General features: G+C 68.9%; 11 protein-coding genes and 1 pseudogene. 7 read left to right on the top strand and 5 right to left on the bottom strand.

The annotated features are described in order from the left end of the window. Nucleotides 1–17: 17 nt before the first annotated feature. Nucleotides 18–839: a serine hydrolase domain-containing protein gene (locus tag F7R91_RS08315; protein ID WP_150946068.1), complete on the bottom strand. Its 822-nt coding sequence runs from the start codon at nt 837–839 to the stop codon at nt 18–20. Between the two features lie 120 nt (nt 840–959). On the opposite strand from F7R91_RS08315, the gene F7R91_RS08310 reads away from it, so the two are divergent. Next, nucleotides 960–1418, top strand: coding sequence for a MerR family transcriptional regulator (locus F7R91_RS08310; protein ID WP_191971402.1), 459 nt, complete (start codon nt 960–962; stop codon nt 1416–1418). A 22-nt stretch (nt 1419–1440) separates the two neighbouring features. Here F7R91_RS08310 and F7R91_RS08305 read toward each other — a convergent pair whose 3' ends face one another. After that, the gene (locus tag F7R91_RS08305) at nt 1441–2304 is read right to left on the bottom strand and encodes a DUF4429 domain-containing protein (RefSeq protein ID WP_150946258.1); all 864 of its coding nucleotides are present in this window, start codon (nt 2302–2304) and stop codon (nt 1441–1443) included. A 57-nt stretch (nt 2305–2361) separates the two neighbouring features. Further along, nucleotides 2362–3582 carry an alpha/beta hydrolase gene (locus tag F7R91_RS08300; protein WP_150946064.1) on the bottom strand — a complete coding sequence of 407 codons (1221 nt, stop codon included), beginning with the start codon at nt 3580–3582 and terminating at the stop codon, nt 2362–2364. 239 nt (nt 3583–3821) lie between these two features. Here F7R91_RS08300 and F7R91_RS08290 point away from each other — a divergent pair. Next, nucleotides 3822–4265: pseudogene (locus F7R91_RS08290) on the top strand (MFS transporter); the annotation flags it as partial. A gap of 741 nt (nt 4266–5006) precedes the next feature. On the opposite strand, the gene F7R91_RS08285 reads toward F7R91_RS08290, so the two are convergent. Continuing rightward, nucleotides 5007–5744: a potassium channel family protein gene (locus F7R91_RS08285; protein ID WP_150946062.1), complete on the bottom strand. Its 738-nt coding sequence runs from the start codon at nt 5742–5744 to the stop codon at nt 5007–5009. An 80-nt stretch (nt 5745–5824) separates the two neighbouring features. Beyond that, a complete protein-coding gene (gene aceE / locus F7R91_RS08280; RefSeq protein ID WP_150946060.1) occupies nt 5825–8557 on the bottom strand; it encodes a pyruvate dehydrogenase (acetyl-transferring), homodimeric type in 2733 nt (910 codons plus the stop codon). 364 nt (nt 8558–8921) lie between these two features. Between aceE and F7R91_RS08275 the strand changes: the two genes are divergently transcribed. The 5 genes from F7R91_RS08275 to F7R91_RS08255 all read left to right on the top strand — a co-directional run bounded on the left by F7R91_RS08275 (nt 8922) and on the right by F7R91_RS08255 (nt 12497). Continuing rightward, nucleotides 8922–9359: a DUF3052 domain-containing protein gene (locus F7R91_RS08275; RefSeq protein WP_161063946.1), complete on the top strand. Its 438-nt coding sequence runs from the start codon at nt 8922–8924 to the stop codon at nt 9357–9359. 118 nt (nt 9360–9477) lie between these two features. After that, nucleotides 9478–9936: a peroxiredoxin gene (locus F7R91_RS08270; protein WP_150946056.1), complete on the top strand. Its 459-nt coding sequence runs from the start codon at nt 9478–9480 to the stop codon at nt 9934–9936. Nucleotides 9937–10049: 113 nt separating this feature from the next. After that, nucleotides 10050–10625: a TerD family protein gene (locus F7R91_RS08265; protein ID WP_150946054.1), complete on the top strand. Its 576-nt coding sequence runs from the start codon at nt 10050–10052 to the stop codon at nt 10623–10625. A 98-nt stretch (nt 10626–10723) separates the two neighbouring features. After that, the gene (locus tag F7R91_RS08260; RefSeq protein ID WP_150946052.1) at nt 10724–11299 is read left to right on the top strand and encodes a TerD family protein; all 576 of its coding nucleotides are present in this window, start codon (nt 10724–10726) and stop codon (nt 11297–11299) included. A 49-nt stretch (nt 11300–11348) separates the two neighbouring features. After that, nucleotides 11349–12497 (top strand): DUF475 domain-containing protein, encoded by a 1149-nt coding sequence (locus tag F7R91_RS08255; protein ID WP_150946050.1) that lies wholly within the window; start codon nt 11349–11351, stop codon nt 12495–12497. The last annotated feature ends 69 nt before the right edge of the window (nt 12498–12566 follow it).

Here is a 12566-nt window from a genome sequence, read left to right as displayed (position 1 = left end):
CCCGCACCCAGCCGGCCTCAGGGCCGCAGCTCCGCCAGCACCGCGTCCGTGAACGTCGGCCACGCCTCGATCGCCCACGGACCGAACGCGCGGTCCGTGAGGGCCACGCAGGCCGCCCTCGCGTCCGGATCGATCCACAGGAACGTACCGGACTGGCCGAAGTGGCCGAAGGTGCGCGGGGAGGACGCGGACCCCGTCCAGTGCGGGGACTTCGCGTCCCGGATCTCGAAGCCGAGGCCCCAGGCGTTGGGGTTCTGGTGGCCGTAGCCGGGCAGGACGCCCTTCGTGCCCGGGTACTGGACCGTCATCGCCGCAGCGACCGTACGAGGGTCGAGGAGACGGGGCGCCTGCACCTCCGCCGCGAAACGCAGCAGGTCCTCGACGGTGGACACGCCGTCCTTCGCCGGCGAGCCCTCCAGCGAGGTCGATGCCATTCCCAGCGGCTCCAGGACCGCTTGCCGCAGATACTCGCCGAACGGGATGTCGGCCGCCTTGGCGATATGGTCCGCGAGCTGCTCGAAACCGGCGTTGGAGTACAGCCGCCGCTCGCCGGGCGCGGCCGTGATCCGGTGCTCGTCGAAGGCAAGGCCAGAGGTGTGCGCGAGCAGATGACGCACCGTCGCCCCGGGCGGCCCGGCCGGCTCGTCGAGCTCGATCGCCCCCTCCTCGTACGCGACGAGTGCCGCGTACGCCGCGAGCGGCTTGGTGACCGAGGCCAGGGGAAAGCGCCGGGTGGCGGGGCCGTGGGTTCCCAGGACCGTACCGTCCGCCCGGACGACACCCGCCGCCGCGGTGGGAACCGGCCAGTTCTCGATCAACGCGAGGCTCTGCAAGGACATGCCGTCGAGCCTAAGCGCTGGGAGCGTCGGCCCGATCGCGGGGTCCGGCTTGCCCGGACGCGGCATTTCTCATCGGTGTTCCTTGCTTCGAGTGCACTCCAAGGCCATAGCGTGGGAGTCATGACGGTGATGGAGACCACGGGTACCAGGACCGACACCTGCGCGGCACCGCCGCAACCCCACCGGCGCCCCGAAGGCCAGGACAGCTACACGATCAGCGAGGTCGTCGCCTTCACCGGCCTGACGGCCCACACCTTGCGCTGGTACGAGCGGATCGGCCTGATGCCGCACATCGACCGGTCGCACACCGGCCAGCGCCGTTACAGCAACCGCGATCTGGACTGGCTGGACCTCGTCGGCAAGCTGAGGCTCACCGGGATGCCGGTCGCCGACATGGTCCGGTACGCGGAGCTGGTGCGCGAGGGTGACCACACCTTTGCCGCCCGCTTCGAACTCCTCGAACAGACTCGCCGGGACGTTCTGGACCGCATCGCCGAGCTCCAGGACACGCTGGCCGTCCTGGACCGGAAGATCACCCACTACTCGGAGGCGGGAGCGGTGTCGGCTCAGGGGCGCTAGCCCAGAACCTGACGAAGCGCTACTAGAGCTCCGCCAGCAACTCCGCCTTCTTCACGGAGAACTCCTCGTCGGTCACCAGGCCGGCCTGGTGGAGTTCCCCCAGGTGCCGGATCCGTTCGGCGATGTCCGCGGGGTCCCGGCGTTGCGGCGCGGACGGAGCCGGGACCGCCGCCACACCGCCGCGCACACGCACCGCGTCCAGCACCGCCGCTGCGAACGGCAGTGACTCGTGCACCGGACCGTATCCGAGCCCGAACACCACCGCCGCCGGATCCTGATCGGCCTGCACCGGCGCGGCCGTACCGCGCAGCAGGCGCAGATGCCCCTCGAACACCTCCGGCGACCGCCACTCGACGCCGCTCAGCTCGGACACGGCGAAGCTCTGGTCACCGGCCTTCCACTTCGCCGAGGACGCCCCGGTCCAGAACCAGCGGAAGTGCACGGTCTTGCCGTCGAAGGACGCCTTGCCGTCGTAAGCCTTGAAGTTCATCGGCACGTCAGGAGCCGGCACCAGGAAGCGATCGGTCGGCCCTCTGTCGTCCTCCGGCAGCCGGGCCCGCAGTTCGTCCGCGTAATACTCGGCGAGCGTCTCCCTGTCGCGGGGCAGCACCAGCCGATAAGGATCGCACCCTTCCTTGAGCTGTCCCGCGGCCGCCTCCATCAGCGGATCGGCGCCGGGCCTGGGTTCTGCCCGCAGGACCACGGTGCCGCGTTTTCCGGGGGTGAGGGTCACCCCGGCGATCGCCTGCAGCGGGATCCGGCGTTCCCCGAGCGCCTGGAAGAGCTTGGGTGTTCGAATCCCCCTTTCGTAACGGATGAGCACGGAGTCGGACTCGAACTCCCAGGCGGCATGAAATCCGGCCAGTACGTCACCCATGCGGCTCATCGTATGCGGCACGAGCTCCTCCGTCCCCTCCCCGCGCACACCGCAGTTTCTGCGGCTCTACGCGCGTCCGGCCGCCGACGGACCGGACATACCCTTCCAGCAGGTGTCGTCCTCGTCGGCGCACACGACCGCGCCATATGCGCCTACCCCGATCTCCGCGAAGTTGAGCAGGCTCGCCGTGCCCGGCTCGAAATAGCCGCTGTGTCCCCGCGCGCCCTCCGCCGACAGCACACGCGCGCCGAACGCCGAGGACATCGGGTCGGCGCCGTGGCCCAGCCCGCCGACCTCCAGATACGGCACGTCCTGGACCCAGTCGGTGGCGTCCCGCATCGCCCACACCTGCGCGGAGGTGTGCAGCTGCGAGGCGTTCTCGACACGCATGCCGGGGCTGGCCGCCACCGCCACGTCCTCGACCCGGTCCGGCAGGGTCCGTGCGGCGAGGCCGCACACCACGGAGCCGTAGCTGTGGCAGAACAGTGCGACGGGCGAGCTGCCGGGCAGGCCGCGCAGCAGCGCCGTCAGACGGACGGCACCGTCCTCGGCGCGCATCGCGGTCGCCGAGTCGATGCCGAGTCCGTCGGGTGCCGTGTAGTCGGCCCAGGCGATCACGGCCGTACGCGTGGTGGGGCTCGCGTCGCGCTCGGCCGCGTACAGGGCCTTGGCCATGCCGACGGGTGCCGAGTACTTCTTGCGGTCCGTGCGCTGGAAGGTGAGCAGGTCGGTGTCGACGCCGGGCACGACGACGGAGATCCGCTCGGCCTCGGCCAGGTCGCCGAAGACCTCGGCGACCCGTCCCGAGCCGGTGGGGTCGAGCGCGAGGATCTTGCGGTTCCCGCTCATCAGCGACCCGAACCGCTCCATACGGCGGGCCGCCGCCCGCTGTCCGTCCGGGGTGAGGCGGCTGTCGTGCATGCGCCCCCGCTCGACCTTGCGTGCCTCGGCGAGCGCGAGGCGGTTGGCGCGGTAGCGCAGGGAGACGGGCGCGCCGTTCATATTGCCGACCGCGAGCGGGTAGCGGCGCGCCAGCCGGGCGCGCTCCTCGGCGGTGAGCGAGGCGAAGAACCGGGTGAGCACAGCGGGCGTCGCGTGCGGGTCCGGCAGCCGGTGCCCGTTGATGTGCCCGTGCTCCCATGCGGTGAGCGAGGCCTGCAGCGCGGTCGCGCCGCGTTGATGGCGCAGCGCGGTCCATCCGGTGGTCGCCAGCATCACGAAGACGACGGCCAGTGCGAGCAGTGCGCGCCAGACGCTCAGTTGCGGGGAGGAGTCGAAGGAAGTCACTGAAAGGACACACTAGGAGAACGGCCGGGTCTCGCGTTAACCAAGTGACGGGGATCACGTTTGAGTTCAGGTGACAATGCCCTCAAGTCGTACGCCAGTTCCCCAGAAGGGGCGGACTCACCTGGTCGAGGTACGACTTCGTCAGCTCGCGCATGGCCTCGACGCTGAAGTCGTCCCCCACGGACCACATCCGCTCGGTGACCCGGATCACGCCACTGAAGACGGCCACCACCAGCCGCGGCCTCGCGCCCGTCATGGTCGGCGCCACCGAGGTCATCGTCGGCAACGCCCCGATGGAGCTCTCCGGTGTCGCCGGCGGTCTCCAGCAGGCCGCGATGCAGATCGGCGGCAGCCTCGGCACGGCCGTCCTGGGCGCCGTGATGGCCTCCAAGGTCGACAGCGACCTCCCGGGCAACTGGAACGAAGCGGGTCTCCCTCAGCTCACCCCCGCCCAGCTCGGCCAGGCCTCGGAGGCCGTCCAGGTCGGTGTGGCACCGGTGGCCAAGGGCACGCCCGAGGCGATCGCCGCGAAGATCACGGACGTCGCCCACGGCACGTTCATCTCCGGCATGAGCCTGGCGTCCCTGGTCGCCGCCGCGGTCGCGGTCGTCGCGGTCGGGGTCGCGCTGCTCACCAAGCGCGGCAAGAACGCGGAGGCGGGCGCGGGCGCCGCGTACATCTGACGAACACCGGCCGAGGGAAGCGGAGTTCGCCTATCAGGGTGACAACGCTAAAGATCCCTCCCCTCCGGCACACGCCGCGGGCCACAGTGACGCCCGACGCTACGGCGCGCTGCCGGAGGGGGGCGGCGCGCCGTCAGCGAAATCCGCGGGCCGCGGGCCGACCGTGCTTGCGGTGACGTGGGCCGCGGGCAGGCGGGAGGCGCCGCGGGTCGAGGGTGGACCGAGGGTGGGCTGAGGGATGGATGGCGCGGGCCGGGGACGGCTGCAGTCCGGTGACCGTGTCCGGGCCGGGGCCCGCGGATGCCGGGATGGGGGCCGGAGGCGCGGCAAGGCGACGCCGACGTTGGCGATGCCGCAGGCCGCGGGTCAGCCGTGCTTGTGATGACGTGGGCCGCGGGTCGGCGGGAGGTGCCGCGGGCCGCGGGGCGATGGCGCGGGCCGGGGAGGGTTGGAGTCCGGTGACCGTGCCCGGGCCGGGGCCCGCGGATGCGGGCCGGAGGCGCCGCAAGCCGAGGGGCCGACGTCGGCGACCGGGGAGGGCCGTACACCGCAGGCAGTCGTGCCGCTGGGGCGGCCCCCTCCCAAGGGTGGGCGGCGCCCCGTCGGCGCCGCGCCGCGCGACCCACCCCCGGCAGCGCCCCGGGGCATCAGCCACCCACCTCAGCAGCGCCCCCCGGGCCACGACCCACCCACCCCAGAAGTGCCCCCGGGCCCCAACGCACGCCCCGAACCAACCCGGGCTCAGCGGCTGACCGAGCCCTCCCGCAAGGCCGCCACCTCCGCCCGGAGGGCCCGGACCTCCTCCGTCAGCACCCGGATCGCCTCCGTCTGGCGCCGCTCCTCCACATCGTCCTTCTCGAACCGCGCGATGAACCATGCGGCGATGTTCGCGGTCACCACACCCAGCAGCGCGATCCCGGAGAGCATCAGCCCCACCGCGATCATCCGCCCCAGCCCGGTGGTCGGCGCATGATCCCCGTACCCCACGGTCGTCATCGTCGTAAACGACCACCACACCGCGTCACCCAGCGTCCGGATGTTCCCGTCCGGCGACTCCCGCTCCACGGACAGCACCGCCAGCGACCCGAACATCAGCAGCCCCACCACCGCCCCGGCGACATACGTGGTCAGCCGGATCTGCGAGGCCATCCGTGCCCTCCGCTGCACCAGCAGCAGCGTGGAGACCAGCCGCAGCAGCCGCAACGGCTGAAGCAGCGGCAGCACCACCGCACACAGGTCCAGCCAGTGCGTCCGTACGAACTCCTTGCGCTGCTCCGCGAGAGCGAGCCGCACCATGTAGTCCACGGCGAACGCCGCCCACACCACCCACTCGACCGCCGTGCACCCGACCGTCAGCGTCTTGCCCGCCGAACTGTCCACGATCGGCACCGCGTACGCGACCGCGAACGCCACGGCGAGTGCCATCAGAGGCCGTTGGGTGCGCTGCTCCCACCGGGCCTGCGCCGATTGTTCCTCCATGCCCGCATCGTAAGGAACGTGTGAAGGGCGGCGGAGCCCAGAGAGCCCCGCCGCCGGTCGGCGCACCGGTGTACCGCGCGCTACGCGTCGCCGCCCGCGGCTCCCGGATCGGCCGCGGAGACGTCGAGGAGCTGGTACCGGTCGATCGCCTGCTTCAGCACGGACCGGTCCACCTTCCCCTCCTTCGCCAGTTCGGTCAGCACCGCGACCACGATCGACTGCGCGTCGATGTGGAAGAAGCGCCGCGCCGCACCGCGGGTGTCCGCGAACCCGAACCCGTCGGCGCCGAGCGATTGGTACGTGCCCGGCACCCACCGCGCGATCTGGTCCGGCACCGACCGCATCCAGTCGGACACGGCGACGAACGGCCCCTGGACCCCGCTGAGCTTGCGCGTCACATAGGGCACGCGCTGCTCCTCCTCGGGGTGGAGCAGATTGTGCTGCTCCACCGCGACCGCCTCGCGCCGCAGCTCGTTCCACGAGGTCGCCGACCACACGTCGGCGCGTACGTTCCACTCCTCGGCGAGGATCCGCTGCGCCTCGATCGCCCACGGCACGGCCACGCCCGAGGCCATGACCTGTGCGGGGATCGACCCCGAGGTGCCCTCGCTGTACCGGTACAGGCCCTTGACGATGCCCTCGGCGTCCACGTTCTCCGGCTCGGCCGGGTGCTGGATGGGCTCGTTGTAGACGGTGAGGTAGTAGAAGACGTCCTCGCTGTCCGGCCCGTACATCCGGCGCAGCCCGTCCTTCACGATGTGGGCGATCTCGAACGCGAACGCCGGGTCGTACGCCACACAGCCCGGGTTGGTCGAGGCGAGCAGCTGCGAGTGGCCGTCCGCGTGCTGGAGACCCTCACCGGTCAGCGTCGTACGGCCGGCGGTCGCACCAAGGACGAAACCGCGCGCCAGCTGGTCGGACATCTGCCAGAACTGGTCGCCCGTGCGCTGGAAACCGAACATCGAGTAGAAGACGTACACCGGGATCAGCGGCTCGCCGTGCGTGGCGTACGCCGAGCCCGCCGCGATCAGCGAGGCCGTGCAGCCGGCCTCCGAGATGCCGTCGTGCAGCATCTGCCCGGTCGGCGACTCCTTGTAGGCGAGCAGTAGATCCCGGTCCACGGCCTCGTACTGCTGGCCCAGCGGGTTGTAGATCTTCGCGCTCGGGAAGAAGGAGTCCATGCCGAACGTGCGGTACTCGTCCGGCGCGATCAGCACGAACCGCTTGCCGAGCTCCTTGTCCCGCATGAGGTCCTTGAGCAGGCGCACAAAGGCCATGGTCGTCGCGATCGACTGCTGGCCCGTCCCCTTCTTCACGGTCGCGTACGTCTTGTCCTCGGGCAGCGCGAGCGGCTTGGCGCGCACGACACGCGTCGGGACGTACCCGCCGAGCCCCTTGCGCCGGTCGTGCATGTACTGGATCTCCTCGGTGTCCCGGCCCGGGTGGTAGTACGGCGGCGCGCCGGACTCCAGCTCCTTGTCGGAGATCGGCAGGTGCAGACGGTCCCGGAAGCCCTTGAGGTCGTCGACCGTCAGCTTCTTCATCTGATGGGTCGCGTTACGGCCCTCGAAGTTCGGGCCCAGCGTCCAGCCCTTGATGGTCTTGGCCAGGATGACCGTCGGCTGGCCCTTGTGCTCCTTGGCCGCCTTGAACGCCGCGTAGATCTTCCGGTGGTCGTGACCGCCGCGGCCCAGGTGCAGGATCTGGTCGTCGGTCATGTGCTCGACCATCGTGCGCAGCCGGTGGTCGTCGCCGAAGAAGTGCTGCCGGATGTAGGCGCCGGTCTCGGTGGCGTACGTCTGGAACTGGCCGTCCGGCGTGGTGTTCATCTTGTTGACCAGGATTCCGTCCCGGTCCTGCGCCAGCAGCGGGTCCCAGGAGCGGTCCCAGATCAGCTTGATCACGTTCCAGCCGGCGCCCCGGAAGATCGACTCCAGCTCCTGGATGACCTTGCCGTTGCCGCGCACCGGGCCGTCGAGCCGCTGCAGGTTGCAGTTGACGACGAAGGTGAGGTTGTCCAGGCCCTCGCGCGCGGCGATGGACAGCTGGCCGAGCGACTCGGGCTCGTCCATCTCGCCGTCGCCGAGGAACGCCCACACATGCGACCTGGAGGTGTCCGCGATCCCGCGCGCGTTCATGTAGCGGTTCATCCGCGCCTGGTAGATCGCGCCGATCGGCCCGAGGCCCATCGACACGGTGGGGAACTCCCAGAACTCCGGCATCAGCCGCGGGTGCGGGTACGAGGACAGCCCGTGCGGCGCCTTCGACTTCTCCTGGCGGAACGCGTCCAGGTTCTGCTCGCTCAGCCGGTCCAGCAGGAACGCGCGCGCGTAGATGCCCGGCGAGGCATGGCCCTGGAAGAAGACCTGGTCGCCGCCGTCGCCCTCGTCCTTGCCCCGGAAGAAATGGTTGAAGCCCACGTCGTAGAGGGAGGCGGAGGAGGCGAAGGTGGCGATGTGACCGCCGACGCCGATCCCCGGCCGCTGGGCGCGCGAGACCATCACGGCCGCGTTCCAGCGGGTCGCGTTGAGGATCCTCCGCTCGATCTCCTCGTTGCCGGGGAAGAACGGCTCGCTCTTGGTGGGGATCGTGTTGACGTAGTCCGTGCTGCGCATCTCGGGCACGGCCACACGCTTCTCGCGGGCCCGCTCGATCAGCCGCAGCATCAGATAGCGGGCCCGCTCCCGGCCGCGCTCGTCCACGGCGGCGTCGAGGGAGTCGAGCCACTCCTGCGTCTCTTCGGGATCGAAGTCAGGAACCTGACTCGGAAGGCCGCCAATGATGATCGGGTTGCGATCGGATCCGGAAGCCACGCTGTTCCTTACCTGTCAGAGGGCTGCTTTTGCGAGGTTTCCCCAGAGGGATTCGATATGCCTGCGCCGTTCCCCATCGTGTACCTCGGGAGGTCAAACGTCATCTCTACTGCGGGGTAACCAGGATCTGCGCCGGGACTCCTGGTTCCCAAACACACAAACAGGGCAGAAAGGTGTGGTGTGCATCACCCTGGAACGGGGCAACGTGCCTGGAGTTGCGGCGACACGGCCGGGATCGTCACCGTTTCGGCGGTCTGAACGGCCGGGTACTTGCGCGATCCGCCCCGCCCGTGTGGACTACGGCCAATGCTTCGCGCACGCGCGTGGCTGAGATACTCACCAAGACATGATCAGGAGGCAACCCGTGAGCGCGACCGCGGACCACGCGGAGGAGCGGACGAACCCTGCCGTCAGGCTGGGGTTCCAGCCCGAGCAGGTGGTCCAGGAGATCGGCTACGACGACGACGTAGACCAGGAACTCCGCGAGGCCATTGAGGAAGTCATCGGCAGCGACCTCGTGGACGAGGAATACGACGACGTCGCCGACGCCGTTGTGCTGTGGTTCCGCGATGAGGACGGCGATCTGACCGATGTGCTGGTGGACGCCATCACGTACATCGAAGAGGGCGGCTCGATCCTGCTGCTGACGCCGAAGACCGGCCGCGACGGCTATGTCGAGCCGAGTGACATCTCCGAAGCCGCGACGACGGCGGGGCTGTCCGCGTCCAAGAGTGTCAGCGTCGGCAAGGACTGGAGCGGCAGCCGGCTGGTGACGCCGAAGGCGGCCAAGTCCAAGAGGTGACCCTCCTGCGAACCGCCCGACGGGCCGGCTTCGGTCGGCCCGTCCGTGGGTTCTGGGTGATCGCTGCGTAGGGTGGTCCCACCACCCGAACGGCCTCACCGAAGGGACATTCAGGACCATGGCGATCCAGGTCGGCGACAAGGCCCCCGACTTCGAACTCAAGGACAACCACGGCCGGACCGTGAAGCTGTCGGACTTCCGCGGTGACCAGAACGTCGTGCTGCTCTTCTACCCCTTCGCCTTCACCGGCGTGTGCACGGGTGAGCTGTGCGAGGTGCGCGACAACCTGCCGAAGTTCTCCGACCGTGACACCCAGGTGCTCGCCGTCTCCAACGACTCCATCCACACCCTGCGGGTCTTCGCCGAGCAGGAGGGCCTGGAGTACCCGCTGCTGTCCGACTTCTGGCCGCACGGCGAGACCTCGCGCGCGTACGGAGTGTTCGACGAGGACAAGGGCTGCGCGGTGCGCGGGACCTTCGTCATCGACAAGGAGGGCGTCGTGCGCTGGACCGTCGTCAACGGTCTGCCGGACGCGCGTGACCTCGACGAGTACGTCAAGGCGCTCGACACCCTGTGATTCTTCAGGTCCAAGGCCTGCGTAGTACGGGAACCCGTCACTAGGATCGACTCGTTGATCCGATAGAAATCGCATGGCGGGGCTCCCCGCCCCTGGACACCAATGGAGGACTCGTGGGAGTCAGCCTCAGCAAGGGCGGCAACGTATCGCTGACCAAGGAGGCCCCTGGCCTGACCGCGGTCATCGTCGGTCTGGGGTGGGACGTCCGCACCACGACCGGCACCGACTTCGACCTCGACGCCAGCGCACTGCTGACGAATGCCGAGGGCAAGGTCGGCAACGACGCGAACTTCGTCTTCTTCAACAACCTCAAGAGCCCGGACGGCTCGGTCGAGCACACCGGTGACAACCTCACCGGTGAGGGCGAGGGCGACGACGAGCAGATCAAGGTCAACCTCGCGGGCGTCCCGGCCGACATCGAGAAGATCGTCTTCCCGGTGTCGATCTACGACGCCGAGAACCGGCAGCAGTCCTTCGGCCAGGTCCGCAACGCGTTCATCCGCGTGGTGAACCAGGCCGGCGGCGCCGAGATCGCACGCTACGACCTCTCCGAGGACGCCTCCACCGAGACCGCCATGGTCTTCGGTGAGCTGTACCGGCACGGTGCGGAATGGAAGTTCCGCGCGATCGGTCAGGGCTACGCTTCGGGCCTGCGCGGCATCGCGCAGGACTTCGGCGTGAACGTCTGAGTTCGTCCGAAAGGTCTCGCCGTCCGGCGCCGCACCGTTTGCGTGCGGCGCCGGACGCGCAGGACAACCAGAGAAGCACCCTAGGGGAGGGACCCATCATGGGCGTCACGCTCGCCAAGGGAGGCAATGTCTCCCTGTCCAAGGCCGCTCCGAATCTCACGCAGGTGATGATCGGGCTGGGCTGGGACGCGCGCTCCACCACCGGAGCCCCCTTCGACCTGGACGCCAGCGCACTGCTGTGCAACGGCGGACGGGTTCTGGGGGATGAGTGGTTCGTCTTCTACAACCAGCTCAAGAGCCCGGACGGCTCGGTGGAGCACACCGGCGACAACCTGACCGGCGAGGGGGAGGGCGACGACGAGTCGCTGCTCGTCGCTCTCTCCAAGGTGCCCGCCCAGTGCGACAAGATCGTCTTTCCGGTCTCCATCCATCAGGCCGACGAGCGCGGCCAGACCTTCGGACAGGTGAGCAACGCCTTCATCCGGGTCGTCAACCAGGCCGACGGCCAGGAGCTCGCGCGCTACGACCTCAGCGAGGACGCCTCCACCGAGACGGCCATGATTTTCGGTGAGCTCTACCGCTACCAGGGCGAATGGAAGTTCCGAGCCGTGGGGCAGGGGTACGCGTCGGGGCTGCGGGGCATCGCTCTAGACTTTGGGGTCAACGTTTCGTAAAGCCGAGTACGGCGCGGGGGAGACCCGTACACACACGATTGGGTAGCCAGTGCTTCTGAAAACCTTCGGCTGGTCGTTCGCGGTCACCGCGCTCGGCCTGGTCGCAGCGGTCTTCTACGGGGGGTGGGAGGCCTTCGGCATCGTCGCGATCCTCTCCATCCTCGAGATCTCGCTGTCGTTCGACAACGCGGTGGTCAACGCCGGAATCCTGAAGAAGATGAATGCCTTCTGGCAGAAGATCTTCCTCACCATCGGTGTTCTCATCGCCGTCTTCGGCATGCGGCTGGTCTTCCCCGTCGTCATCGTCGCCGTCAGCGCCAAGATGGGGCCCATCGAGGCCGTCGACCTCGCGCTCAACAACAAGGACCGCTACCAGGAACTGGTGACGGACGCCCACCCGTCGATCGCCGCGTTCGGTGGCATGTTCCTTCTGATGATCTTCCTCGACTTCATCTTCGAGGACCGGGAGATCAAGTGGCTCGCCTGGCTGGAGCGCCCGCTGGCCAAGCTCGGCAAGGTCGACATGCTGTCGGTCTGCATCGCCCTGACCGTCCTGCTGATCACGTCCTTCACCTTCGCGACCCACGCCCACCAGCACGGCGGAGCGCATGTCGACAAGGCATCGACGGTCCTGATCTCCGGCATCGCGGGCCTGATCACCTACATGGTCGTCGGCGGCCTCTCCGGCTACTTCGAGGACAAACTCGAAGAGGAGGAGGAACGCGAGCACGAGGAGGAGGAAGAGGCCAGGCGCAGCGGCAAGCAACGCTCGGCCGTCGCCCTCGCCGGCAAGGCCGCGTTCTTCATGTTCCTCTACCTGGAGGTCCTGGACGCGTCCTTCTCCTTCGACGGCGTGATCGGCGCGTTCGCCATCACCAACGACATCGTCATGATGGCGCTGGGTCTGGGCATCGGCGCGATGTACGTCCGTTCGCTGACCGTCTACCTCGTGCGCCAGGGCACCCTCGACGACTACGTCTACCTGGAGCACGGCGCCCACTACGCGATCGGCGCGCTGGCCGTGATCCTCATGGTCACCATCCAGTACGAGATCAACGAGGTGATCACCGGCCTCATCGGGGTCGTCCTGATCGCCTGGTCCTTCTGGTCCTCCGTGCGCCGCAACCGTGCCCTGGCCGCGGCCGAGGGAAAAGCGAAGCCTTCGGACGAGAAGACTGAGGTCTCGTCCGGGGTGTGATGGCCCTCTGGGCGAGGAACGCTCTGGGCGGGGCGGTCGGTGAGGACACGGGTCCTCCGGCCGCCCCGC

Origin of the sequence: Streptomyces luteolifulvus, assembly GCF_008806595.1 — a bacterium.
Taxonomy (GTDB): Bacteria; Actinomycetota; Actinomycetes; order Streptomycetales; family Streptomycetaceae; genus Streptomyces; species Streptomyces luteolifulvus.
The sequence above is the reverse complement of the archived record's forward strand: the minus strand, read 5'-3'. Positions and strand labels throughout refer to the sequence as shown.

Coding starts and splice junctions, on each gene's coding strand:
- F7R91_RS08305 (WP_150946258.1), bottom strand. CDS start 2,304: ATGAGCCGCATGGGTGACGTACTGGCCGGATTTCATGCCGCCTGGGAG.
- F7R91_RS08310 (WP_191971402.1), top strand. CDS start 960: ATGACGGTGATGGAGACCACGGGTACCAGGACCGACACCTGCGCGGCA.
- F7R91_RS08315 (WP_150946068.1), bottom strand. CDS start 839: ATGTCCTTGCAGAGCCTCGCGTTGATCGAGAACTGGCCGGTTCCCACC.
- F7R91_RS08270 (WP_150946056.1), top strand. CDS start 9,478: ATGGCGATCCAGGTCGGCGACAAGGCCCCCGACTTCGAACTCAAGGAC.
- F7R91_RS08285 (WP_150946062.1), bottom strand. CDS start 5,744: ATGGAGGAACAATCGGCGCAGGCCCGGTGGGAGCAGCGCACCCAACGG.
- F7R91_RS08260 (WP_150946052.1), top strand. CDS start 10,724: ATGGGCGTCACGCTCGCCAAGGGAGGCAATGTCTCCCTGTCCAAGGCC.